Source organism: Bacillus sp. AY3-1 (assembly GCF_008368785.1).
Classification (GTDB): Bacteria; Bacillota; Bacilli; order Bacillales; family Bacillaceae_G; genus Bacillus_A; species Bacillus_A wiedmannii.
The window spans coordinates 58,054-82,534 of sequence record NZ_QORZ01000009.1; the positions used below are offsets into that span (position 1 = coordinate 58,054).

Consider the following 24,481-nt stretch of genomic DNA (forward strand, 5'->3'; position numbering starts at 1 on the left):
CTAGTTTCGTAGAATAATCAGCGACCTTACTGCGGCGCGCTTCTTAAAAGTCCATACCCTCGAGTTCTTCCTGAACTGATACAACTTCTTTTTCTAATTTCGCAGCCTCGTCCGCTTTCTGACGCTCTTTAATCTTCGAGTTTAGTTCGTCCAACCTGCTACGATCTTCATGCTCGCGCCTCTTAATCCAGGTCATTTTTTCGTCATAGATCGCCCTAATCTGCGGGCATTTCTCGAATAGCTTCTCTTTAGATAACGGAGTATGCGGAACGTAACAGTTATTATTGCCGATCTTATTTTTATAGATCGTAATTAATCCGACATCTTCCAGTGTTCTCAGATGGCTGCGCAGCGTTCCAATCGAAGTTGCATATCTTTCTAATAACTGATATTGAGTCGGGTACGCATATCCGCGTTCTGAGTTATAATAATTTGCGATAATCCCGTATAATATTGACATCGATGCCTTATACTTCGGAATGTATTGATAAAAATCGAGATCCTGACATATGCGATAAAACGCACCATTTGCAGTCTCTTTGTTATATATCTCTGTACACGCATCGATCCTTATTTCCTCTGCCTTCATTTCCCTTTTCCTCCTTATTGCTGCGTATCTTTTTAAATAACAGAATAAATATATTTTCTTATTCTTAATTCTTATTTTTAATTCTTATTAACACACAGTCTCAAATCATTTACTCGCACACTTTTTATCACCTATACACGCACAATATTTAATTAAGATAGCTAACACGCACAAAACTTAATCATGCCTCTAATCTGCTTACATTTATATAAACGCCTGTTATTTTGTGTTTCGGTTGATGCGATAATATTTCTTTTTACTGTCTCGCTTATCTTCTTACGCTTATATAAACGTAGCTGCGATTTAATTCGGGTCAATAGATAGTCAATTCATAAAAATGCGCAGCAGCTTCGATAAACGTTTATATAGGAAGAGAGACGACAAATAACGCTATGAGTTTAAAAATTGTGAGCGGATTTTTTACGAAGTGTAATCGCTAGGTTTCGGGTGGGGTTGGGTAAAACGTTAGCTGCTGCGTATAAACCCTTCGAGGTAAAAATGGCGTGTACTAGGTGAAACAGGTAGCTGAACGGTGTCGGCGGGGTGGCATGGGGGTCGGTGAAATTTTTCGTTCGAATGGGCGGTTGGTGTGGCGTGTCCTGCTCTCATTTCCTTCGGCTCGCTGCGAGACATTCACGGCGAACACTTCGACACTTTCATTCACCTGTTAGAAGACTCTGTTAATAGCTTTTTTAGCTGCGTTGTTAATTCGCTTGTTAATCGAAGTAATTCGTAGAAAGAAGTTTAATTAAATTCTTTTATTCTTTTTAATAGAAGAAAGATGAACGAAGATACTCGAATCACTTCGAAGACAACGATTAAGAGAGCGAAGACAGACGTTTTACAACTCTCCTCACAATCCTTTCTCACAGATTTTAAATAGAACCGAATACAATTGCATACAGTGGACGCAGCAGCCGTTACGCGAGACGCTATGACCTTGTAGTGATATAGTATGATGTCGTATAGATGTGCGATGTAGTCGTGTAGACGTATCGATATGTTAGCGTGTAGTCTTATGACATTAATGTATGTAGACGATTGGTAACGATAATATAGAACGAATGTGAGACGACATATGACGACTATGTGTGCGGACATATGGCGGGCTTGTTATATCGAGGTAACATATATCGGGGATATCTGATAAGGTATGCGCCTATTGTGAAATAGTATAGCGGGGTTGTGAAATATACATACTGCGGTGTGGTCGCTAGAAAATACGGTATATGGTGCGCCCTATGAGATATACAATAGCTGCCGTGGGTAATGTCATATTTTTTTATGTCATAACTCTTAAGTATTGACATAAAAATTAGAATTCAGTAATATAAGGATATCAACTTATGTCATATCTTTATGTCAAAAGGTACGGCGCAGAAATGGGGAATTATAATGAAATATGGATATGCTCGTGTTAGTACAATGGCGCAGGAATTCGAGACACAATTACAAACGCTAAAAGATGAAGGCTGCGAAGTTATTTATTCGGAAAAGTTTACGGGCACAATGACAGATCGTCCCGAATTAACGAAGGTACTCGAAGTACTATGCGAAGAAGATACGCTCGTAGTAACGAAACTGGATCGTTTGGCTCGTAATACAAAAGAAGGTATCGCCATAATCGAAGATCTTTTTAATAGAGGCGTAAAGGTTCACGTTTTAAACGTTGGGTTACTAGAAAATACGACTATGGGACGCTTTTTTATGCAAACTATGTTAGCAGTAGCGGAAATGGAACGTAATTTGATCGTAGAACGTACGCAGGAAGGAAAGGCGCTCGCTAAACAGAACCCGAATTTTACGGAAGGTCGCCCAAAAGTCCACAATAACAAGAAATTAGATGAAGCTATGCGATTAAAATCAGAAATGAAATATAGTTTCCGTCAATTATCGGAAGTTACGGGAATATCAATGAGCACATTACAACGACACGCACGTAAATTAAAGAGCGAAGGCATCGGAATTTGATCGGTGTCTTCTTTTTGTGCGCAGATATTACCGAACACATAAACCCCCTGATTTCAAAGTTAGTCCTTTAAATCCCTGCGGTGCTGATGAAATCGGAAATAAACGAAGCCATACGAAGCCGCTCACGCCATTTTATCGCACCACATAATACAAATTCTAACGCCTTCCTATCACCTTACAAACGCCCCGTAATCGATTCTACGTAAACATTTGTAATCCTAGCGATACCTCTATCGTATCAGTGTATTAGCGAATCCCTATCGATATAAAAGCGCTTTAAACGTTGATATGACGGTAATTGTCGGCATTACTTTATACCCCCTATCGGTATATCAACCGCTATTTTATCGAATTATTGAAAGTTTACATTACGTAAATAGAATAGCGAGATTGTAACGTTTGTGCATCGATATTCCTTATCGATTTTAATCGATCCTTAGATTTCTATTAGCGCATATATTGCATAATTTACGATAAGTTTTACGTTATTAAATAGAAAAAACCCCTCCGTTTCATCGGAGATATTATACAAGTTTACATTAGCACTTACATTCAAAATACACGATATTATATATAAATAAAAAGGAGCTGCGCTATATCCAACGTAAGAGCGTCGGAGCACAACCCCATAGCCTACGCAGAATTTCCACAACTACGTAGACCGCTTCTGCCAGACGTACAATCGCTATTAGAAGTGTTAGAAAACTATTATACCATTTTGCATGCTTCAAAGCATAGTAAGTCATGATCACTTTAGATTTATCCCTAATAGTTTCAAAATAAAACACAAGATATATGTATAGAAAATAACTTTTGGAATCTATAACCAAGATAGGTTATAATACAAATATACGAAAAAAGCCCGTCGTATTGGTAGTACGACAAGCTTCGTAAGGTGGTGAATACATATGGATGCAATCACCGTTACTGCGGTTTGCTCTTTACTCATGGTTGTTATGGGAATGATTAACATGAGCAAAGGAAAGAAGTAATATTTTTATCTAAAGTCTTTCAGTGTTGGTAGCACTTGAGAGACTTTTTTCTTTATATAGTATTCCACATCTAATGTAGAATATTACTTATAAACCTGTAGTTTGCTAATTAAGTATGCAAAGTCTTCATTTTGAGAACATTTAGCTCATTGTTGCCCCTTAGGCAACATACAGATAAAAAAATAATCTAACAGGTTAACTTTAAGTGAACTCATGTATCCCCAAAAGCGACTTTCATCCCCCGCCATCAGGATCATTATGCTAACTTTTTTATCATAGTGGATACTTTTAGTATCCTTATAGCAATATTATAACTTAACTCAGAGTCAAGTTACAAGCGAGTTAAGCTAAAAAATTCGCTTCAAGCGAACTCCGCCCCCTTCGTTCGTCAATCTTATGCTGCTGGTGGTATAGTCGGGTTCCGTTCGCTAACATTTTCCGACCTTTGCCGCGTCTTGTACTGATCCGCTCAGTTCGCCAATCCACCTAATCCCCCTTTATGTACCGACCCATACCGCCCTCTTTCGCCTAACCAGCGAACGCACCGCAGTGATGGCACCGTCATCTCTAATCTTCTAGCTATTTCGCTTTTACTTTCCGCGGGATCATATCCAAAAAAGGCGCTTGTACGTTAATGTGTTGTATAATAAAAGTATGGATATATTGATATATGTATGGCGTGGAAAGAGGGGGGAATTACTATTGAAACTTACTAGTAATATGAAATGTCCTTGTGGAAGTGGAAAAAAGTATAAAAACTGTTGCAAAACTATGGATGATGAAGAAAAAATTATTTATCTTAAGGCTGAACAAAAACTATTGTTTGAATTATGTATATCTGAAGAACTTGAGGATTTTTCATTTTCATATGGTGATATTAAAATAGAATTGGATGTTAACGAAGGTAAATTTATAGCATTTCAAAAAAGAGCGGTTTCTAACCGTGTAGTAAAGACACTTTTAGAAGAACATGCGAATATTAAATGTATGGAAAAAACGGTTTCCGATGATGTAATTATGATAATCAAAGATTTATGGTCGCCATTATCTTCAGCAATTGATGATTTAACAAATTGGATTCATCTAGCATTGTTTATCAATCATAATGGCAGGTTAACAAATGCAGCGACAAATACATTTAGTATTGATCAAAAAACTTGGAAAAAAGGTCCTATTGATTTAGAAGCACATATTATATTTAAACAGTCTTATAATCTAACTCAAGAAAGAAAGGATTATATACAGAGACAGTTAAATAATGAAAGATTACCTTTTATAGCTTTTAAGTATTTAATAAAAGCTAAGAATGAAGAAGAAAATGAAATTAAATGGATTAACGCTACTATTGCTGCTGAATTAGCGGTTAAAGAATTTTATATGAATTACGATGAAAAATTAAACTTCATTGTGTTAGAAATGCCATCTCCGCCACTGTATAAAATGTATGGAAAAATGTTGGAATCTATTACTGGAAAAAAATGTTCAAAACTCAAATCAATACAAAAAGGTGTAGAAATAAGGAATTCATTGGTACATAGACCAAGTGAGCAGAAACTATCGACACCTCAAGTTAATGAATATATATCTGATGTGGAGACTTCAATTTTTGAACTTTTAGATATATTAGGACAAGATAAGAAATTTGTGGATGATTTTAACGAATATGAACAAGACAGAATTAAGCTCTATGAGGAATTTAAAAAATATGAAGCACGTTTTGTAATATCTAAAGATGGAGAAAAAGACCTATTTGCAAATATAAAATATCCTAATTGAAAATTAATTTCGAACGAAGATAAGTACTTATAATACTTAATGGGCATGTGGCGGGACCACTAATAAAGATTTAACAAATAATCCGCGTGCAAAAAAAGGGGGGGCTACTTATCATCCTCCCTTCTCTTCCATTTCTTTCAATTCATCTTGCCACGTAGCGCCGATACCACCGCTAGGCGTATTCCATCGTTTTTTTTGACGTAGGATTCTCGCCTTATCTTCTTCTGTCAACTTGTATTGCTTCGCTTCTTTTTCTTCCTTTCATTCACACATTAAAATTATTAATCCGATCACTCGCGAGTATCTTTGTCTCTTCTTCTCAGTATAATGTCGGTTACACACGCCAAACCTACCGATAATCCAAACGCCACGCCAAACGCTGCTACGTATAGATTGCCGAATGCCTTCGCTGCGCACATAAATAAAAATGCGAATATAATTAGATACCTTTCCTTACGCTTGTTCCTCACGCTATAGTATCCTCCCTTCTGACGTTCCTTTTTCGCAGTCTCTTCTTAAAACTTCTTATCGTACTTCTAGCGGAATCAAATGATCGCCCCGTCTTTTTCGATAGTGCTCTAGAGATTTCAGCCTCCGTAACCTTATCGTAATTCTTCGCGGTATGTATCATAGTGTCTAATACAATAAAATCTATTTCCTTCACGCATATATTCTGGTATAACCTTGCGTATGTCTCTTCGTATGTACTCATATTATCGATTGCTTTTTCTTCCGTAGTATCTGTACAGTCCAACGCTTTAAATGTGTTACTATCTTCTATAAGCGTTATCTTGTATCGTTTTCCGCCTCTTCTTCCGCAATAATCTCGTAACGATCGATAGATAAAGTACTTCACTCTTTTGTCGAAGTCTCCTCGCTCTACATCAAACGTTCTAATTGCATATCTTATTCTACGGAAACAATCATCGATGAAATGTATCTCATTGTTTATACGATGCCAATTATCATTGGCTAGTCGTTCTATTAACGGTATGTAATGCGCTTTTATCATCGTTCTATATTTATTATTGTATATTCCTATGTAATAATCTTCCACTTCTTTTTTAGCTAGTATCGCTATTCTATTCAATGTTTCTTTTATATTTTCGCCTTCATTTGCGTACTGTCCGATAGTAAGTCGTTTCTGCATACGTAAGTCTTCCACCTTTTATAGCACCTGTACCCCCGATATTCAACTCACTCCGCTAGTGGCGTTCAATATCGAATTTATGCTATTGACAATCGGTGACGCACTTACTAGCAGAATGGAGCGATAACAGGAAATAGGCGCGAGTTCGTTCCCTACTCGCAGTGAATGCGAATAGAGAAGCGGATCAAACTAGCGTCATGTCACGCATAACGAGGTCTCTAGTACTTGCCGTTCCTGCCCGTGTACTTCCGTACTCAACGACTTTCTACATACAAGTTTGCCCCTGTATGCGATATCTTTCGTTGATTCCTGCGATCGTAATCGCAACAAACACCACCCTAGCCGATTATGTGCGCTACCCACTAGACCTACACACGTAAGGGAACGGAATTACGTTAATCGTGTAGCGCTAGTGTTTGCGGCGGTCTAGCTCCCCTTTTACGTTTTTATAGCGGTACGGCTTCCGCTTGTTGACTTACCGCATCAGTACCTAAAAAGACATTACTAAAGACGCCTTGCAATCTTCGAATTTTTTCGATAGAATGCAAAGTAGATGATCGGACTGATACGGCTTGTCCTGTATTCAGTTTAGATGTGTGTATGTTTTGAGTCTCCGATTGCCGTCGGGGACTTTTTTCTTTATCTTATTCTTCTTAATTTTGTTAATGGTGAATACTCATCATGACTCTTACGCATCTCCTTAACGTCCATTTGTATATAACGTCGCATTGTACGAATATCCGACCAACCACCAATCTTTTGTAATGTGAATGCATCACAACCATTTAAGATCATATTCTTAGCCCATGTATGACGATAAACATGTGCAGTTACTTTCTTATCTTTAATATCCGCTTTCTCTGCGTAATACTTTAGACGCTTATTAAAGTGATTTGCACCTAATGGCTCGCCATAGCTAGACAAAAATATCCGCTCTGTTTTAAAATGCGCTTGGTTCTCGTTTATAAGCTGCAATAATAATTTAGTCACATGAGTAGAGACGGGCACTAATCGAGACTTCCTATTTTTACTTTTATCGGATTGAATCGTAATAAAGCGGGTTTTAAAATCAATATCCGCTGCACGTAATCCCATTAACTCCTGTATACGTAGTCCCGAATCTAGTAAAACATTTATTCCTACAAAATCCCGAAACCCTACGAAGTCTCGCAGGTTAGGTTGCCGCAATATTCTCTTTACTTCTTCATCGGTAAATGAATTTGTTAAATCGATATCCTGCCGCAATAGCTTAATCTTTTCTATAGGATTAATCTCGATTAATTCCTCTCTATATAAATGGTTGAGTAGTGCTCGTAATGTACGAATATTAATGTTTATTGTCGTATCGCATAAACCAATCCCTTGCTTGTCAGCGTCAATAAATTTATGCCCTTCATAACGCTTCTTATCGTATTTCATGTAGTTGATATAGTTGCGAAATGTTTCTGTTGTTAGTTCGTCGATATATTTAACTTCGTAATTATCGAGCAACCAATCGGTAAAATATCCCCACATCTTCGTATAGTCTCTTAACGTTCTATCTCGACAACCTTCCGCACGTTTTCCCGAAATAACAATATCTAACGCTTGCTCCAAAGTTAGTTGCGGATATTTTTTACTAGCATTCGTCATCTTTGTAATACGCTTTTTCTTCTTTAAAGCCAAAAGAAAAGACCTCCCTAACGATTAAATTTCATCGCTAAGAAGGTCGTCTTCCACAACCGTATATTGAACGTTTTAGGGTCGTTTATCTCCCTAAAGATACTTGTTTTCCTGCGGTCTAAACCGTATAATCCGCAACCCGCCGACTCAGTTTTCGCTTAGACTAACGAAGCTAAATACTTAGCACTCTTCCGGCTTACCAGCATTCGTCGCCGTACGGAAAGATGATCCACATCCGCATGATGCGATTGCGTTTGGATTGTCGATTGTAAATCCACCGCCAAGCATAGATTGTTTATAATCAATTTTTACTCCTTTAACAATTGGAGCACTTTCTGTATCGATAACAAATTCAACACCGAAAAATTCAAGAACTGTGTCGTCTTCTTTTGGTTCTACTTCAAATCCTAAGCCGTAAGAAAGGCCAGTACATCCGCCGCCATGTACAGCAAGGCGCACGTACTTCTCTCCATCTTCAGCATCTTTTAACATATCTTTAATTTGAAAAGCTGCTTGTTCTGTTACTTCAATCATGAAATACACCATCCTTTCTGTTCTCATTCTATTATACATCTTTACGCTTCTATCTTGTACTCATACACTCCGCGGCAAATTACTTCCGCTGGTCCTTTCATTAACACATTACCTTCTTCTGTCCATGCAATCATTAAATCGCCACCAGCTAAATGAACTATAATTTCCTTACCACGTTCCATTTTCCCATTTAAAATAGAGGCTACAACTGCAGCACACGCCCCCGTTCCGCAAGCTTGTGTTACACCAGATCCACGTTCCCAAACACGGAAGTTCATCTCTGCATCATTCAAAATCTCGACGAATTCAACATTTACTCGCTCTGGGAACATTTCATGTGTCTCCAGGACTGGACCAAGTGTTGTAAGAGGTGCTTGCTCTACATCATCAACAAAAATAACCGCATGCGGATTCCCCATTGAAACAGCTGTAAATGCATAACGATGATTATTGTATAAGAAGTTTTCACGAATAAATGGTGTTTCACCTTCACCAAGCATCGGTATTTCTGCACGTGTTAAACGCGGTGCTCCCATATCGATTTTCGCTAATGTAACTTTCCCTTCTTCTACCGTTACTTCCGCTGTTACAATACCAGCTAACGTTTCAATTTTGAAAACTGTTTCTTCTACTAGTTTATGCTCATACGCATATTTCGCTACGCAGCGTAAACCGTTACCACAGCTCTTTCCTTCTGAACCATCATTATTAAACATGCGCATTTTCACCGGAGCTACGTCAGATGGACAAATTAAAATCATTCCATCTGCTCCAATACCAGTATTAATATTTGAAACCTTTTCCGCGACAAGAACTAAATCTTCTTCAGGAATTTGTTCTTCAAACATATTTACATATATATAACTATTGCCAAGACCATGCATTTTTGTAAAAGAAAATTGGCTCATTTGTATTCACTCCAAAAATAGTTTGTTATTTTAAGTATAAAATGCACGCTTTTAGAACACAATATGAATGTCCCCCGTTTCTCATATTTGACAACATTTGGCGATGAGCCATTCTTGCACAAATTGTGTAAGAAAAAAAGCCCTTCTACAAGGGTCTTTTTTATTTATATACAATATTATCCTCCCCCGCGAAAGAAGATTTTATCTAATAGAAAAAGGTGCTGCTGATTGCAACACCTTAAAACATTGGATTTTCATCCAAATACTCATATACATTATTGACCAGTTCTTCTACTGTAGCACCTTGTACGACTTCACCATTTACAAGTGCAAACGGCCCTTCAAAACAAATACCACAATATCCTAAACAACCATATTCCATTACATCTAAATTCGGATCTTTTTCTAATTTCTCTAAAGCTGCTTGTGAACCACTCGCAAGGTTACCTACACAAAATTCAATTAATGGTTTAATCAAAATTCTCCCCCCTGTACTACAAAACAAATTACCTTCTGACTATCTATAAGAAGAAAACTAAGCTGTCTCTTGTTGTTTTCGTTATACATTCTAAACTATTTAGTTACTTCACTATTTCACTTCAAAGTAGATGGACTTATTTTATATAACATGCTGCTCGCAATGAAATAGTAATTAAAAAGGAAAAACAGTTTACTTTACTTTTCTTCTTATTGTACAACAGAGTATTCATTCATGCATTGTTATTTGTTCACAAATTCGATATAATTTGATTGAGTAAAGTCAAAATATTTTATTAATATAAAATTGTATGATTAGGGGATATTTCAACAGAAAAGGGGTAATCCATCATGAAACACCTCGTAATACTAGGTGGCGGCTACGGTGGAATGAGAATTCTGCAGCGGCTACTTCCAAGCAACCAACTTCCAGATGATGTACAAGTGACATTAATCGACAAAGTACCATACCATTGCTTCAAAACTGAATATTATGCATTAGTTGCGGGTACTATTTCAGAAACACATATTCGTATACCGTTTCCCGAGCACCCACGCCTCAATATTCAATACGGCACAATAACAAATATTGATCTCGAAGAAAAAGCTGTTCATCTCGATGGCGGCGAAGCAATCCCATATGATGATTTAATTATCGGTCTTGGCTGTGAGGATAAATATCATAACGTTCCTGGGGCGAAGGAATATACACATAGCCTACAATCGATTGAACAAACACGTAAGACATATGAACAATTAAATAGTCTAGAACCAAACGCAACAGTAGCTGTCGTTGGTGCTGGATTAAGTGGCGTTGAAGTTGCAAGTGAACTTCGCGAAAGCCGTTCTGATTTAAAAATTCACTTATTTGATCGAAAAGATAGAATTCTATTCCCATATCCAGAGAAATTAAGTAGATACGTAGAAGAATGGTTCGTAAAACATAAGGTTACTATTATACGAAACTCTAACATTACAAAAGTAGAACCAAATATTGTGTACAACCACGATGAACCACTTGAATGTGATGCAATCGTCTGGACAGCTGGTATTCAAGCAAATGAAGTTGTTCGAAACCTTCCAGTTGAACAAGATGGTAGCGGACGGGTTGTTTTAACAAAATATCACAATATTCCAAATAACGAGCACGTGTATGTTGTAGGAGATTGCGCAGCACTTCCACACGCTCCATCTGCACAACTTGCTGAAGGTCAAGGAGAACAAATTGTCCAAATATTATTAAAACGTTGGAATAATGAACCACTTCCTGACGAACTACCTGTAATTAAATTAAAAGGTGTTCTCGGCTCTCTTGGTAAGAAGCACGGCTTTGGTTTACTTGCAAACCAACCATTAATGGGACGTGTACCGAGATTATTAAAATCCGGTCTTCTTTGGATGTACAAGTATCATAAAGGTTAATACTTTACAGACTGTCTACTAAATAGGCAGTCTCTTTTATGAGTTAAAATATAATTATCAGACACATCTTTCTCAATATGAATAATGATTTATTTTTCATTTTTATATTAAAAACTATCGATAAACAGTGTATGCTATTTATAAGTTGTTTTATTATTTCCTTTAAGACCGAAGTCATTCGGTCTTATTTTTTATGTTGTAAATACTTTTACAGGAGGTATTCCATTTCACTTATGAACTTAACGAAACTAAACGATCGAATAGAAGCGAAGAAGAAAGAATTGATCTATCTCGTTGAAAAGTACGGATTCACTCATGATAAAGTGATTTCTTTCAGCCAAGAATTAGATCGTTTACTTAACTTATTAATAGAACTCAAGACGAAGAAAAAACGTTGCTCTTTATAACCGTTACCTTCTCTTTTTTGATACGATATAAAGTGAAACTTTAATCAGTGTGGGTTTTGTTCCTCCCCCACTGATTATTAGTTGAACCAATCGGGCTTTTACGGGCAGTTGATCCCCACCTAACTTCTTTGCTTTCGCTGAATTTTGAGGTGGGGGTCTTACTGCCCGTTAATGCGGGATAGCTAGAATCAGAAAGGAGCCCTCTATGTTTATATTAAAAGACGTTACATATAAAGATATACTACACATTCCTTATTTACAGATTCAAAAAGAAAAAATCACATGTATTATCGGTGAGAGTGGGAGCGGAAAAAGTACATTGCTCCGTATGCTAAATGATTTGCAATCTCCAACATCCGGTACAATTGAATATAACGGAAAGCTGATTTCCGATTACCCTCCTATTCAATTACGACGTGACATAGTCATGCTTGGGCAAACCCCACCTATTTTTGATGGAACGATTAAAGACAATCTATTAATGGGACTTCGTTTTTCTGAAAAACCATTTCCAAATGACGATGCCTTGCGAAGCGCATTAACGACTGTTAGCTTAGAAAAAAATTTAGAAGACAACGCTGATTCATTATCAGGCGGGGAAAAACAACGACTTGCTTTTGCACGTATCGTACTTATGGATCCACCTGTTTATTTATTAGATGAACCAACCTCGGCACTAGATAGCGATACAGAACGCCGCGTTATGAAACAATTTACTATGCTAGCAAGAGAAAAGAAAAAAACAGTTATCTTCATTACACACTCGCAACAACTTCCAGAAGAAATTGCAGACGATATTATTGAAATTAGTAAAACAAACGGTGCAACTAGAAAGGAAGTGCTCTCAGTTGAAGGGCGTTATTGAACTCCAAATTTGGCAACTTGCCGCTGCATATATTTTTATTCTTATTTTAATTGGACTTGTAAAATTAAAAGGGATTCCTCGTGAAAAACAAATTGCGCTCGCAACATTCCGTATGACGATTCAGCTCGTACTCGTTGCATATGTCCTTACATACGTATTTGAAAATAGTAATCCATTTTATACAATTGCCCTTATTACTTCTATTACTACCTTTGCAATTTTTAATATTTATAAACGAGTCAATATCCCGATGTCTAAAGAATTAAAACGAGTAGCCGCGCTTTCCATGGTTGCCGGATCAATCGGGCCACTTCTACTATTTATCTTTGTTATTATCGGGCACGACCCTTGGTATGCGCCGCAATATATCGTTCCGATTACGGGAATGTTAGTCGGGAATGCGATGACAGGCGTTTCTCTCGGTGCAAATACGTTCTTAAACAATATGAAATCGCAAAGAGGTCAAATTGAAGGCGCACTTATGCTCGGCGCAACACCGAAAGAAGCCGCTGCGCCGCTCATACGAGACGCTTTTGACTCTGCTATTTTACCAACAATCAATTCTATGGTCGGAATGGGGATTATAAGCTTACCAGGCATGATGACTGGTCAAATCTTATCTGGTGTATCACCATTTACAGCCATTCAATATCAAATCGCCATTATACTTGGTATTTCAGGAAGCACTGCCTTTGCTGTTATTATCTTCTTACAGCTTGGATATAAAACATTCTTTAATAAGCGGTGTCAGTTGAAAGAGATTGACTATGCTGCGAAGTGAATCGTAACTCTCGCTTGGTAAATGATGCACCGTTCTCGGTGAGTCAAATTATATCGACGATTTTTCGAATATATCTATCATAACTCAAAATATATCAACGATTCGACAAGGAATATCGACTTACCGACAAAAAATGACATAATAAAAAGAGGAGGCCTATTCGCCTCCTCTTTTACTTACGCCTTCTTCACGAACTGTGATTTTAACTTCATAGCTCCGAAACCGTCGATTTTGCAATCAATATCGTGATCGCCATCAACTAGACGGATACTCTTTACTTTCGTACCGATCTTCACAACTGAAGAAGTTCCTTTTACCTTTAAATCTTTAATAACAGTAACAGCATCGCCGTCTTGAAGAACGTTTCCGTTCGCATCTTTTACAACTTTTGCACCATCATTATTTTCAGCTTCTGCTTCTTGGCCCCACTCATGAGCACATTCTGGACATACGAAAAGAACGCCATCCTCATACGTATATTCTGAATTACATTTTGGACAATTTGGTAAAGTAGCCATAAATTCATTTCCTCCGTTCATTATTTATACGTAAAAATCAAAATTGATGTTTACATCTCGATAAATAAAATTTGTATAGCATTTCTTTATAGTGCCATAGTCTTACGTTATTGACAAGCCTACCTCAAATTCTCATTTTTTATTGTATTTTACAAATTTTCAATTCGTATAGTGTTTCCAAATCAAAAAGAAGAACCTTCACAAGATTCTTCTTTTCAAAATGAACGAGTTCTGACTAGAACCCCCAACCATTTTCTTCAATGTAAAATTGATACTCTTCTAACTCTTCTTCACTTAACTTCTTATTATTCTCATATACTTCTTGCCATTCAAAATAGTCTTCACTGAAGTAAACAGCAAATTTAATTTTCACGTTTTTCTTCTCTATATAATCATAACCAGTAAACTCTACTACGTCATAATCGTCTTCTTTCTTCACAAACTTCCAAGTTGGATTATCCGTCATAACCTCTAAAGTAATACCTTCACTACTTGAACGAACGACATTTTTAATATTCGGCTCAGTTGGTAAAAGTGAGAATCCGAACATAGCTCCACCAAACACGATTCCAACTATAACCTGAAAACCAACCATACTAGCAAAACTAGCGCCACCCTTTGATTGTAAGTAATACGCCTTCTCATGATCTGGCATATTTTCTTCCTTATGTAAAATACGGACAGCATGCTTATAATATAAACGGTTTCCTTGCCATCCAGTAAATATCATCGTTCCTAATTGAAGAACTAAACTACATGTTAAATAAATCCCATCTGGAATATCTATAAAAGGAGTTACAACGATACTAGGTACCGCCAATAACGTAAGTATAATAAACAACTTATACATTTTACGATAAGCTAACCAAAAAGTTGGGAAGAAAAAGGCTACCCAATTCCACGTATTCCCTTGCGCTGGATTTTCTACTTTGCCCCACTTAAAGTCATAATAAGCTATATTCTTTTGAACAACTTTATGCAACTCTTTTGGGGAATTTGTTTCTTGTAAAACAGTGTCCTTCACGTACATCATCCTTTTCTTCTTTCTGCATACATGTATTTTATAGAAAGAAAAAGAAGGAATCTAACAAAAAGTACATATATTTCATAAAAATAAACGGAAATCGAATATATTCCGACAATTATCCGTTTATTATTCCATTTTACTTTTTAACATATTAAAATACTTATGAATGATACATTTAATACACTAAGTTAATCATTTTGTATATTTGATAATAAAAATGTTTCACATGAAACTATTTATATTTTGTATTACCTTGTCTCTACACAATGTGTGTAAAGACACTACAAAAAGACCCCCTTTTCAAAAAGGCGTCTTTTTATAGTTGAAAATTTACTACTATAAAAAATGAATTATTTAATAAATGAATTCCCCATGGAACGAGTAAATTATTTGTTTTCTTATACGTATAAGCTAAACATATACCGCCACCAAAAATATATAAAACACTACCTACTGTAAGGGGATGACCTAAAGTAAATATAGAAGCACTTATAACGGCACTGCTAAGTATAGAGAAGCGCTGAGATAATTTCATAAAAAACATACCTCGGAATACAAGCTCTTCCCAAATTGGTGCAAAAACAGTGAGTACAACTACGTATAAAATGATTTCACTTTTAGTAGGCTCTATTACTATATTAGATTCATTCACACGAAGCCCATGTGGTAAAACTAAATTTAATACTGCAATATATATAAGGAGCACGATCATTGTCATTACTATCGTTACATAATGCTTAAAATTATTGAACTGTATTGTTTTTAATAAATGTACACAGTAATTTCTCGCTGGTGAATATATTAAAATAATAGTAAGAAATGTTAAAGGCGGAATAAGATGATCTACATACCATGGATATAAGGAAGAGTCATAAACAAGGTTCAAAAAAACTACTCCATACATTACCCCAAAAATAATTATTATCATACTAATTACTTCGCGCATACTCATTACTACATACTTTTCTTCATAAGTAGCTAATTCTGTATTCACCCTATCCCCTCCAGTATAATTAAACCTTTTAAACCATTATATACCAATTTTAATTAAAAAACAGACGATACAATCTACTGTATCGTCTGTTTTTCCCTACCATTTCTCTCTACATGTTTCAATTAAATGCAGTAAGTACTTCCTCGTCATATCTGCCCTTCTCCACCTTGAGAGCATTCGCTTTTCTTTTGGATTCTGCCGTATTCTCGCTACTTCTTTTAATAAAATCTCCCATTCTTCCCCTGAACGTTCTAACAAGTATTGCAATCCTCTATCTTTTGAAACGATTGTTTTATGATCCAGTGTATATAAAATACGTCCCATCGTAACGACAGCTGATTCTACCCACTCTTCTATAAAAAATAAATATGGTTGCTTCGCTTTTTCACTCCAGTACTGTTCTACGTTGTATTTCATCGTATTTACTACATCATCCCACCTTATTTGAAACGAAAGGTCTTCTGCTTCTTTCCCGGTAACTGTAATACCTTGATTTTTTAACGTCCACCATGTGACCGCATTAATATCCCAATGACCTATATTCGCTTTACCATCTGCACAATACACGTACTCATTCATTTCATCATTGTATTTCCCTAAATCAGCAAGCGGAATATACATACCGTCCATTCTTTTGCCTAACGTACTACCACTAAGTTTCTTATGTAATTCTACAAGTTGTTGTTTTTCAGCCTCATTCACGGAATCACTTATTACCGTAACAAAATCAACATCGCTCGTTTCTACATGAAATGCACCAAGTGCGATAGACCCGTAAATATATACCCCGACTATTTTTTCATCCAAAAAAATTTCTTTTAATTCTACTGTGTACCGCTCCATTAACTGTTGTACTTCTGTCGGTAACGCATACTTCACTCCATTTTTCACATCTATCCCTCCAATAAAAAAAGCCTTTGCAAATTCGCAAAGGCTTCCTGCTTTATAAATATTTCTCGATTTCTTCGTAAACATCCTTCAAACGAGGATTTCCTTCTCCAACAACTTCTCCATTTACAAGAACGACTGGATAAAATAGATCTTCCTCCACTACGCGCTCTGCGAATGCTTTTTTATCTTTATCTTCTTGTTCTTCTTGAAAATCAATATACTCGAAATTAAATTTATTTTCTTGTCCTTCATATTTACGACCAATCGCCGCTTGTAGCCACTCAAACGTTTCTGTTGAAGATGGCATTCCAACGCAGCTCGCACAAATTACTTTCGTCCCATACACTTGCACATTAACCATTTCTTCTCCCCCACTTCTTATTTCAACAGTATATTCAGATATCTTAGTACGTAAGCACATCATTTTACAAACTTATTCCATACCCCTATACTGAAAAAACACGTTGTAAACATGATAAAAAATTTCGACATTAAAACAAGAACAGAAAAAATAGATTTTCCCCTCTATCTTGATTATAATAAAACTGATGAAAGGAGTCGATAAAAATGGAAAACCCACATATGCAAGAACAAGTACTAGAAGTATTAGATAAATTACGTCCATTCTTACTTCGCGATGGCGGAGACGTTGAATTAGTAGACATTGAAGAAGGTATCGTAAAATTACGCCTTATGGGTGCTTGCGGAAGCTGCCCAAGTTCTACAATCACACTAAAAGCTGGTATCGAACGCGCATTACTTGAAGAAGTACCAGGCGTTATTGAAGTAGAACAAGTATTTTAATCTAAAAGCGGAAGCGGCTCGTTCAAAATGTGAGGAGGATGGAGCTTCTGACATAGAGGCGCTTTTTGCCTCGGCGGAAGAAGCGAAGCCACCGAACATTTTAGCCGCTGGAGCTAGATATTAATCTAAAAGCGGAAGCGGCTCGTTCAGAATCGCTTCCTAAAGAGAGACCCATTTGGGTCTCTTTTTTTATTCAAATAACACTTCTCCTTTAACATCATAAAACAAAATTGGAAATCATTCTCAAAAAGTGAGATAATTAATACTATAGAATCGTTCACACATATAAAGTAAAAAACATAGGGGGACGACACATGCCAAAAATGGGGAACACTTTTTTAACAATTCAAGAACTAGAAAAGAAAAAAGAGTATTTATTAGGCCTTTCATCCGTTATACCAACATGGAATGCGAGCTATCAATTTTTATTTAAAGAAATCCAGCAAGAATTATTGGGTAAAGTAAATGAAAAACTCGAAAAGCATCAATTCGTTTTAAATATATGTGCAGAACAACAAGTAGGGGCATAATGTATTACATACAATTGTGATATATAAAAAAGAGACCTCCATCGGTCTCTTTTTTATTTTAAGACAGCCAATCTAATTTCCTAATCCCTAACTTATCAATTGGTAAACGAAGTGAGCCATAAAAATGCTTCATAAATTGCTCAGAGCGGTTCACATCGTGTAAAATGGCTTCTAGGCGATCTCTGTATATGCTTTTTTGTTCTTCGTTTCCAGTTTGGTAATATCTTTCGACTGTTTCAAAATAGTGAAGCGGGAACAGGAGCCTTGCAAATAATAGGCGCCAACCAAATGAGGATAGCGAATAATTCCGTTCATAATCTGTAACAAATTGAACGATTGTTTGCTCCCAGTCTTTCTTTTTTTCTATCATCATATAGCGGATTAATTCTGCCATATCTCGAGTTGGGTGATCATACACCCAATCAAAAGGAAGTTTGAGACGCTTCGTTTGATGCCATAATAAAGGTGTGAATCGTTCTTGGCAAATTGTTGCTGCATCAGTCATTTGCGGCGTATCATCCATCTCTGTATCGACAACATACTGAATTGCATTTTCTGCAACTCCTAAGTAATACGGGAAGGATTCAATAAACAATTGATCGAATACGTCTGTAGGGTGGTTCATCACTTGTGATTGCCAAAACTTTTCTAATTGATCGAGCCTTTTTTCCCATAACGCTTTCCATTCGCCTATGCGGCTTAATTGCTCGATTTCTTCTGGAAAGAATGCACCTCGTTTATGGAATATAGAAAGCTCACTTCCTAATGATGTAGCATGTCGTTCTAACGCACGCATACCTTTTAATAAGCAGTAATTTTGTTCTTCTATCTCACTTACATAGTAGCCGTGTATAGTCGGAACGAAAGTCGCTACAGTTATATCCCCTTGCTGGTTCATATAATCACTGAGCTTTTTCATCTCTACAAGTACTTCTTCCTCCATTTCTCCAATTGGAACAAGTACATAAATTTTGTTGCGAATCCAAAAGCTTTTATAGGGGCCAAGGGGGATTAATTCTTTAACATGCATATGATAATGCTCATAAATATGATGAATCATCGCAGTCGCCACCTATGGTTTTTCTTTATATATATGAGCTTGTGCTCGCCTTTCATTCCTATGCACATGATAAAGCAACGAAACGTATACAAATACTAAAAAGAAAAAAAGGTGATAAACATGAAAGAATCAAATCAACTACAAGAAAGAGCATTACAACTATTACAAGAACGTGGTGTAACAATTGACGATATTGCTGAGCTTGTTCATTTTCTTCAAAAAAAATATCATCCAAATTTAGAGATGTCAGAATGCCGTTATAACGTTGAGCGTGTATTATCAAAACGTGAAGTACAAAACGCACTGATTACTGGTATCGAACTCGATGTCCTTGCTGAAAAAGGAATGTTAAGTGAGCCGTTACAAGATATCGTAAAACGTGATGAAGGCTTATACGGAATTGATGAAGTGATCGCACTTTCTATCGTTAATGTGTACGGCTCTATCGGTTTCACGAACTTTGGATATATCGATAAATTAAAACCTGGTATTTTAGAATTCTTAAATGATAAATCATCTGGAAAGGTGCATACATTCCTTGATGATATCGTTGGCGGAATTGCTGCCGCTGCTTCAAGCCGCTTAGCGCATAGAGCTGAGCATTCGGAATAAAATATGAAAGACCGTCAGTTTCATACTGACGGTCTTTCGTATTCCATGAGCATAAATTCTCTCCCGCGGCTCAAAAAAATAGGACCTTGCTGAAAACCTATGTTTTTATATAGCGTAATCGCTCTTGTATTAAATGTCGCTACACTAAGTCGAAACGTTTTCGGCCTAAATGCTTTAATAGCAAAGGCTATCCCAGCTTGAAAAAATATTTTCCCCAGCCCTTTCCCTGTTAACGCTGGCTTCATGCCAAGTCCGATATCAATTACATCTTCTCCACCATATAAATGAGCATCTCTTCCCCCTGGCACTTGTGCATTTTCCCCAAAACAAAAATAGCCGATAAACTCCCCCTTATCGTCACAACAACCGTAATACGTCCCATCTAATAATTCTTCTATTACTTCTTCCTCGCCTGAAAAACTATACAAATTATAAGGTTCTTCGTACGTCCACGTATTTATCTCATTCGCTTCTTCTTTTGTTAACTTATGTATATCCATCCTTCTCTCCCCTAATCAAATATTCTATATATACTCATTCATTTTTCGCGCCTCATTTCCCTCTAATTGGAATATGCATAATTACATACGCACACTTATGAAACAAATGGTACAATTTATTTGAATCGCTGTTGCTACACTTCTTGATCAAAGAAAAGGCGTTAAAACGGATATTAGCGCCTTATCAAACTCAAGCAATTGGCACATTTTGTCATCATGAAAGACACTCAAAAGAGTGTCTTTTTTTTATATCTTACAAGGACTTACTCATTTAAAAGTATAAATACATAAAATAATGTAACTCTTTACACACATGAATCTTTTTCTAAAAGTTGTGAAGTAGACTCAAAATAAAAAAAGCACTCTTGGCTAGAGTGCTTTTTACTTTCAAACAAGGAGGTTACATAATATGGATAGTACTCTCGTATTTAACTTCGGCATTGGTATTGTTATTATTTTATTTGTTTTCTTTGTTCTTTGTATGAGTGGGGTATAGCAATCTTTTATGCTGATAACTCCTTTAAAGTATCACTTAATTTAAACTTTCTTAATTGTAATGACGCAATCAATGCTGCCCCCGCTCCAAGCATCACGCTAGCTAGAGCCAGTATGACAACTTGATTATACGGAATAATAATAACCGTTAACTCTAAGCTTGATAACACGATATAGCTAAACATAATCCCACCAAAAATTCCGATACAACCAGCTATCGCTCCAAGTAAAGTTCCCTCTAATAAAACGATCCTTCTCATTTGCTTCGGAATAGCTCCTACCGCACGAATCATACTAATTTCAGCACGTCTTTCATGCAAACTTGCGACAATTGCATTCATTAATCCTATGCCAGAAATAATGAAAACAATTACAACTAACAAGCGAATTAACATCATCATTTGCGATAATAACTGCTCTTGTTCTTTCAATAAATCATAACTGTTTATAACTTCTACATTCTCTTTATTCTTTGTAATTTCTTTTACTTGCTTCTTAATCCCTTCAAATGATTGATTAGAATTAGTCATAATTTGAATTGCTTCATATCCTTGTACGTGAAACTTATCGCGAGCCCATTGTTCATTCACAAAAATATCCAAACTCCTTAACCTTAATCCTTGCTCAATAATCGAAACGACTTTAATTCTTTGTTTTTCTTTCCCTTTTCCTTGTACGTCAACCGTATCATGCAACTGAAGCCCTAAGTTTTTAGCCACTTCTTTCGTAATGACTCCCTCACCATCTTGTAATGGCTTATTTAAAGGTTGTCCTGCAATCACTTTCGCCTTTGTTACTTTCTGGTACGCTACAATATCGTTACCTACAACTTCCATTGAATCATAGTTCAAATTGTTTTTTTTCATAAATTCATACCACTCTTGATTCGCTTTTTTAAAGTCATAATTCACAAGCTTTGCTGTAAAGTCAGTAGCATTCCCAACACTCGATTCCACACCATCAATTTTTCTAACCTTCTCCATCCAACTAAACGGTAATGTTTCTATTCCTTGCGACTCTACTGGAATTCTTACTACTAAGTCCGCTGGTAAATGTTTTTGTAACCCTTTTTTCATACCTTCATACATAGAATTTACATACATCGTTCCAACAAGTGCTAACATAAAACCAAATGCTAGTATAGCAACCGACACAGCTGCCTTATTCCGATAACGAATTACATTCCGGCTACTAATCGTCGTTTCAATTCGTAATATCATTTGGAACGGTTTTGCAATCACTGGTGCTATTACGCGAATAAATAACGGAATCGCCAATAACAAACCAACTGCAAATAACAGCGCTCCTATCGCACTTAGATTGAAACCGATATACTGCTCTAATATGCTACCCGTGAGTCCAATAACGGTACCAATGATTAAAATGCTAAGGCTAAAAGCACTCCATCTTTTTTCTTTTTTCTCATTACTAGGAAGACCTGGCCGAAGTGCTTGAACAGGTGGAATCTTTCTAACCATGAAAGCCGGTATAATAGCTCCTATGACAGACATAACAATCCCTAGTAAAAACGTAATGAGTAGAACCTCACCTGAGATTGAGAATGATGCTTTCCCTGCCCCCTCAATATTCACCCATTTGTTAATGAATGATGCTGCAATTGTTTGCGTACCTGCCCCCAGAATAACGCCTGCTAGCGATCCAATTGCTCCGATGCATAAAGCCTCTAATAAAACGACTAATATAATTTGATTTGGGTTACTACCGAGCGCACGTAATAATGCCCACTGCTTAAATCGACTTCTAACAGATAAGAAGAAACTTCCCATTATTAAAAGAGCTACAACAAATAAGGCAATACCACCTAAACTAAAAATTAACGGTTTCATTACATTTAGTCTTTCAAATGCCTTATCAACATAAGTACGTTGATCTATCTTTATATTTTCTATCTTCTTATTTACATCAAGAGCAATTGCTCTTTTCACATTTACATCAGCTGTTTTCACTTGAACGAGATTGAATTGATTTGATAGATTTAATTCTTTTTGAAGCCAATGGATTGGAAAATAAGCACTATGCCCCATCGCTGCCATTAACGGCGGATTTAAAATGCCGACGACTTTCACATTCTTTTCTCCATGCTGCGGGAATGGCAATTTGATCGTATCTCCTACTCTTATATTTTCACGATCTGTATACCCTTTTGTCAGTGCTACTTCAGCACCTTCTTTCGGATATCGCCCTTCTACTATTTTATAAGAATGCATTTCTGGAGAATCTTGCTCAACACCCCAATAGGACGGTTTTCCCGATAACTCTTTATAATTTGGAAAAGGATATGGTATAAGTACTTTTGATATTTTTTCAGCATTTTCTAAGCCATCTATTCCTTTTAAACTTTCATTATTTAAATACATATCATTTTTTATATAGCCAAATTGTAAATTATAATCTCCATACCGGCTTACTACTTGTTCCTTCACACTTTGTTCTACTGATTGATTACCTAGTAATAACATCGTCGCTAACATAACACCTAAAGCTGCACCGAGAGCAATCAACATATTTCGCAGCCAATTTTGTTTCATCGATTTTACTGCATACTTAATTACCCATCGCATCACCTTTACCTCCTACTTTAAAGTGACGATTCATAATCTCTTGAATGTGGATAACTTGTTGCGGGATATTTCGAAACTTCCACCCTTTACTTTCAGCATGTTCATGAATCACTTCACCATCTAATAAGAAAACAACTTTATCCGCATGGGCCGCTACGAACGGGTCGTGCGTTACAATGACAGCTGTTTGCCCTAACTCATCACACGCATTGCGAAGTGCCGCAATTATGTTTTTACTATTTTCCGAATCTAATGCCCCTGTTGGTTCATCAGCTAATATAATAGCCGGCTCATTTGCAAAAGCTCTTGCGATCGCAACCCTTTGCTGTTGCCCGCCTGATAACTGTGCTGGTAAATGTTTTTCTTTTCCCTTCAATCCAACAAGTTCTAATAAACGAGTTGCTGTCACCGTTGCCTTCTTTTGCGAGACATTATCTAACAGTAACGGTAATCCTACATTCTCTTCTGCACTAAACACTGGAATCAAATTAAACTGCTGAAAAATAAAACCGATTTTATGCCTTCTAAATAAAGCTAGCTCTTTTTCTTTTAATGTTGATATCTCTGTACCGTCAACTCGAATACTACCTACTGACGGAATATCTAATCCACCTAACAACTGAAGTAAGGTCGTTTTACCCGATCCACTAGCCCCCATAATACAGACGAAATCTCCTTTTTGAATTTGAAGATTAATGCCTTTTAATATTTTTACTTTACTATCCCCAATATCAAACGATTTTTCTAACCTTTCAATTTCAATAATATTCATCCCCATATCCCCTTCTCTCTCTATTTACCAATCTATATATTCTATTCAGAATGCAAAATCCCTACTTTTTTGTATTTTTTTGTCACATACTAACATGTATCCCATATTAGCTAATTACATTTTCGCTTTATTTCTCACGTCAAAAAGTTGACTCTCACAACA

Annotated in this window: 25 protein-coding genes; 9 read left to right on the forward strand and 16 right to left on the reverse strand. The window is 36.5% G+C overall.

Annotated elements, in window-relative coordinates:
• Window positions 1–43 precede the first annotated feature (43 nt).
• The gene (locus tag DN389_RS05570; RefSeq protein ID WP_149236894.1) at window positions 44–589 is read right to left on the reverse strand and encodes a helix-turn-helix domain-containing protein; all 546 of its coding nucleotides are present in this window, start codon (window positions 587–589) and stop codon (window positions 44–46) included.
• A 1,395-nt stretch (window positions 590–1,984) separates the two neighbouring features.
• Here DN389_RS05570 and DN389_RS05575 point away from each other — a divergent pair.
• Window positions 1,985–2,560, forward strand: a complete 576-nt coding sequence (locus DN389_RS05575; protein ID WP_149236895.1) for a recombinase family protein — start codon at window positions 1,985–1,987, stop codon at window positions 2,558–2,560.
• Window positions 2,561–4,254: 1,694 nt separating this feature from the next.
• Window positions 4,255–5,328 carry an SEC-C domain-containing protein gene (locus DN389_RS05580; protein ID WP_255450659.1) on the forward strand — a complete coding sequence of 358 codons (1,074 nt, stop codon included), beginning with the start codon at window positions 4,255–4,257 and terminating at the stop codon, window positions 5,326–5,328.
• Between the two features lie 290 nt (window positions 5,329–5,618).
• Here the strand turns inward: DN389_RS05580 and DN389_RS05585 are convergent, their stop codons facing one another.
• The 6 genes from DN389_RS05585 to DN389_RS05610 form a co-directional block, all read right to left on the reverse strand.
• The gene (locus tag DN389_RS05585; RefSeq protein WP_149236896.1) at window positions 5,619–5,798 is read right to left on the reverse strand and encodes a hypothetical protein; all 180 of its coding nucleotides are present in this window, start codon (window positions 5,796–5,798) and stop codon (window positions 5,619–5,621) included.
• On the reverse strand, window positions 5,795–6,478 hold the full coding sequence (locus DN389_RS05590) for a hypothetical protein (RefSeq protein ID WP_149236897.1): 684 nt from the start codon (window positions 6,476–6,478) through the stop codon (window positions 5,795–5,797). The genes DN389_RS05585 and DN389_RS05590 overlap by 4 nt, the downstream gene beginning before the upstream one ends.
• Before the next feature lie 639 nt (window positions 6,479–7,117).
• On the reverse strand, window positions 7,118–8,143 hold the full coding sequence (locus DN389_RS05595; RefSeq protein WP_149236898.1) for a tyrosine-type recombinase/integrase: 1,026 nt from the start codon (window positions 8,141–8,143) through the stop codon (window positions 7,118–7,120).
• A 177-nt stretch (window positions 8,144–8,320) separates the two neighbouring features.
• Window positions 8,321–8,674, reverse strand: coding sequence for a HesB/IscA family protein (locus DN389_RS05600; protein WP_000573830.1), 354 nt, complete (start codon window positions 8,672–8,674; stop codon window positions 8,321–8,323).
• Between the two features lie 41 nt (window positions 8,675–8,715).
• Window positions 8,716–9,582, reverse strand: a complete 867-nt coding sequence (gene dapF / locus DN389_RS05605; protein ID WP_000077407.1) for a diaminopimelate epimerase — start codon at window positions 9,580–9,582, stop codon at window positions 8,716–8,718.
• Between the two features lie 238 nt (window positions 9,583–9,820).
• Window positions 9,821–10,060, reverse strand: coding sequence for a YuzB family protein (locus DN389_RS05610; protein ID WP_000595026.1), 240 nt, complete (start codon window positions 10,058–10,060; stop codon window positions 9,821–9,823).
• A gap of 350 nt (window positions 10,061–10,410) precedes the next feature.
• Between DN389_RS05610 and DN389_RS05615 the strand changes: the two genes are divergently transcribed.
• The 4 genes from DN389_RS05615 to DN389_RS05630 all read left to right on the forward strand — a co-directional run bounded on the left by DN389_RS05615 (window position 10,411) and on the right by DN389_RS05630 (window position 13,534).
• Window positions 10,411–11,481, forward strand: a complete 1,071-nt coding sequence (locus tag DN389_RS05615) for an NAD(P)/FAD-dependent oxidoreductase (RefSeq protein ID WP_000682062.1) — start codon at window positions 10,411–10,413, stop codon at window positions 11,479–11,481.
• Window positions 11,482–11,714: 233 nt separating this feature from the next.
• Window positions 11,715–11,888, forward strand: coding sequence for an aspartyl-phosphate phosphatase Spo0E family protein (locus tag DN389_RS05620; protein WP_001054620.1), 174 nt, complete (start codon window positions 11,715–11,717; stop codon window positions 11,886–11,888).
• Between the two features lie 205 nt (window positions 11,889–12,093).
• Window positions 12,094–12,753, forward strand: a complete 660-nt coding sequence (locus DN389_RS05625) for an ABC transporter ATP-binding protein (protein ID WP_098189423.1) — start codon at window positions 12,094–12,096, stop codon at window positions 12,751–12,753.
• Window positions 12,737–13,534, forward strand: coding sequence for an ABC transporter permease (locus DN389_RS05630; RefSeq protein WP_048542284.1), 798 nt, complete (start codon window positions 12,737–12,739; stop codon window positions 13,532–13,534). Before DN389_RS05625 ends, DN389_RS05630 begins: the two co-directional genes overlap by 17 nt.
• Window positions 13,535–13,710: 176 nt before the next feature.
• On the opposite strand, the gene phnA is transcribed toward DN389_RS05630, so the two are convergent.
• The 5 genes from phnA to DN389_RS05655 all read right to left on the reverse strand — a co-directional run bounded on the left by phnA (window position 13,711) and on the right by DN389_RS05655 (window position 17,325).
• Entirely contained in the window at window positions 13,711–14,052 is a 342-nt protein-coding gene (gene phnA / locus DN389_RS05635) for an alkylphosphonate utilization operon protein PhnA (protein WP_000212737.1), read from the reverse strand.
• A gap of 235 nt (window positions 14,053–14,287) precedes the next feature.
• Window positions 14,288–15,082, reverse strand: coding sequence for a DUF2628 domain-containing protein (locus DN389_RS05640; RefSeq protein ID WP_098189422.1), 795 nt, complete (start codon window positions 15,080–15,082; stop codon window positions 14,288–14,290).
• Between the two features lie 313 nt (window positions 15,083–15,395).
• The gene (locus DN389_RS05645) at window positions 15,396–16,073 is read right to left on the reverse strand and encodes a CPBP family intramembrane glutamic endopeptidase (protein ID WP_098189421.1); all 678 of its coding nucleotides are present in this window, start codon (window positions 16,071–16,073) and stop codon (window positions 15,396–15,398) included.
• Between the two features lie 96 nt (window positions 16,074–16,169).
• Window positions 16,170–17,048 carry a nucleotidyltransferase domain-containing protein gene (locus DN389_RS05650; RefSeq protein WP_098189420.1) on the reverse strand — a complete coding sequence of 293 codons (879 nt, stop codon included), beginning with the start codon at window positions 17,046–17,048 and terminating at the stop codon, window positions 16,170–16,172.
• Window positions 17,017–17,325 (reverse strand): YuzD family protein, encoded by a 309-nt coding sequence (locus tag DN389_RS05655; protein WP_088123656.1) that lies wholly within the window; start codon window positions 17,323–17,325, stop codon window positions 17,017–17,019. Before DN389_RS05655 ends, DN389_RS05650 begins: the two co-directional genes overlap by 32 nt.
• Before the next feature lie 206 nt (window positions 17,326–17,531).
• Here DN389_RS05655 and DN389_RS05660 point away from each other — a divergent pair, with 206 nt between their 5' ends.
• Together DN389_RS05660 and DN389_RS05665 are read left to right on the forward strand one after the other, a co-directional pair.
• Window positions 17,532–17,768: a NifU family protein gene (locus DN389_RS05660; RefSeq protein WP_000431159.1), complete on the forward strand. Its 237-nt coding sequence runs from the start codon at window positions 17,532–17,534 to the stop codon at window positions 17,766–17,768.
• A gap of 314 nt (window positions 17,769–18,082) precedes the next feature.
• The gene (locus tag DN389_RS05665; RefSeq protein ID WP_001125496.1) at window positions 18,083–18,298 is read left to right on the forward strand and encodes a hypothetical protein; all 216 of its coding nucleotides are present in this window, start codon (window positions 18,083–18,085) and stop codon (window positions 18,296–18,298) included.
• Window positions 18,299–18,356: 58 nt separating this feature from the next.
• Here DN389_RS05665 and yutH read toward each other — a convergent pair whose 3' ends face one another.
• Window positions 18,357–19,358 (reverse strand): spore coat putative kinase YutH, encoded by a 1,002-nt coding sequence (gene yutH, locus DN389_RS05670; protein WP_098189419.1) that lies wholly within the window; start codon window positions 19,356–19,358, stop codon window positions 18,357–18,359.
• 120 nt (window positions 19,359–19,478) lie between these two features.
• On the opposite strand from yutH, the gene DN389_RS05675 reads away from it, so the two are divergent.
• The gene (locus DN389_RS05675; protein WP_000665100.1) at window positions 19,479–19,970 is read left to right on the forward strand and encodes a phosphatidylglycerophosphatase A family protein; all 492 of its coding nucleotides are present in this window, start codon (window positions 19,479–19,481) and stop codon (window positions 19,968–19,970) included.
• 20 nt (window positions 19,971–19,990) lie between these two features.
• Here DN389_RS05675 and DN389_RS05680 read toward each other — a convergent pair whose 3' ends face one another.
• From DN389_RS05680 to DN389_RS05690, 3 genes are all read right to left on the reverse strand, one after another.
• The gene (locus tag DN389_RS05680) at window positions 19,991–20,470 is read right to left on the reverse strand and encodes a GNAT family N-acetyltransferase (protein WP_098189418.1); all 480 of its coding nucleotides are present in this window, start codon (window positions 20,468–20,470) and stop codon (window positions 19,991–19,993) included.
• Window positions 20,471–20,973: 503 nt separating this feature from the next.
• Entirely contained in the window at window positions 20,974–23,547 is a 2,574-nt protein-coding gene (locus DN389_RS05685; protein WP_149236899.1) for an FtsX-like permease family protein, read from the reverse strand.
• A complete protein-coding gene (locus tag DN389_RS05690; RefSeq protein WP_063222118.1) occupies window positions 23,531–24,319 on the reverse strand; it encodes an ABC transporter ATP-binding protein in 789 nt (262 codons plus the stop codon). Before DN389_RS05690 ends, DN389_RS05685 begins: the two co-directional genes overlap by 17 nt.
• Between the last annotated feature and the right edge of the window lie 162 nt (window positions 24,320–24,481).

Coding starts and splice junctions, on each gene's coding strand:
- DN389_RS05600 (WP_000573830.1), bottom strand. CDS start 8,674: ATGATTGAAGTAACAGAACAAGCAGCTTTTCAAATTAAAGATATGTTA.
- phnA (WP_000212737.1), bottom strand. CDS start 14,052: ATGGCTACTTTACCAAATTGTCCAAAATGTAATTCAGAATATACGTAT.
- DN389_RS05575 (WP_149236895.1), top strand. CDS start 1,985: ATGAAATATGGATATGCTCGTGTTAGTACAATGGCGCAGGAATTCGAG.
- DN389_RS05615 (WP_000682062.1), top strand. CDS start 10,411: ATGAAACACCTCGTAATACTAGGTGGCGGCTACGGTGGAATGAGAATT.
- DN389_RS05660 (WP_000431159.1), top strand. CDS start 17,532: ATGGAAAACCCACATATGCAAGAACAAGTACTAGAAGTATTAGATAAA.
- DN389_RS05655 (WP_088123656.1), bottom strand. CDS start 17,325: ATGGTTAATGTGCAAGTGTATGGGACGAAAGTAATTTGTGCGAGCTGC.
- DN389_RS05620 (WP_001054620.1), top strand. CDS start 11,715: ATGAACTTAACGAAACTAAACGATCGAATAGAAGCGAAGAAGAAAGAA.
- DN389_RS05570 (WP_149236894.1), bottom strand. CDS start 589: ATGAAGGCAGAGGAAATAAGGATCGATGCGTGTACAGAGATATATAAC.
- dapF (WP_000077407.1), bottom strand. CDS start 9,582: ATGAGCCAATTTTCTTTTACAAAAATGCATGGTCTTGGCAATAGTTAT.
- DN389_RS05625 (WP_098189423.1), top strand. CDS start 12,094: ATGTTTATATTAAAAGACGTTACATATAAAGATATACTACACATTCCT.
- DN389_RS05665 (WP_001125496.1), top strand. CDS start 18,083: ATGCCAAAAATGGGGAACACTTTTTTAACAATTCAAGAACTAGAAAAG.
- DN389_RS05675 (WP_000665100.1), top strand. CDS start 19,479: ATGAAAGAATCAAATCAACTACAAGAAAGAGCATTACAACTATTACAA.
- DN389_RS05680 (WP_098189418.1), bottom strand. CDS start 20,470: ATGGATATACATAAGTTAACAAAAGAAGAAGCGAATGAGATAAATACG.
- DN389_RS05590 (WP_149236897.1), bottom strand. CDS start 6,478: ATGCAGAAACGACTTACTATCGGACAGTACGCAAATGAAGGCGAAAAT.
- DN389_RS05690 (WP_063222118.1), bottom strand. CDS start 24,319: ATGAATATTATTGAAATTGAAAGGTTAGAAAAATCGTTTGATATTGGG.
- DN389_RS05640 (WP_098189422.1), bottom strand. CDS start 15,082: ATGTACGTGAAGGACACTGTTTTACAAGAAACAAATTCCCCAAAAGAG.
- DN389_RS05650 (WP_098189420.1), bottom strand. CDS start 17,048: ATGTTTACGAAGAAATCGAGAAATATTTATAAAGCAGGAAGCCTTTGC.
- DN389_RS05685 (WP_149236899.1), bottom strand. CDS start 23,547: ATGCGATGGGTAATTAAGTATGCAGTAAAATCGATGAAACAAAATTGG.
- yutH (WP_098189419.1), bottom strand. CDS start 19,358: ATGATTCATCATATTTATGAGCATTATCATATGCATGTTAAAGAATTA.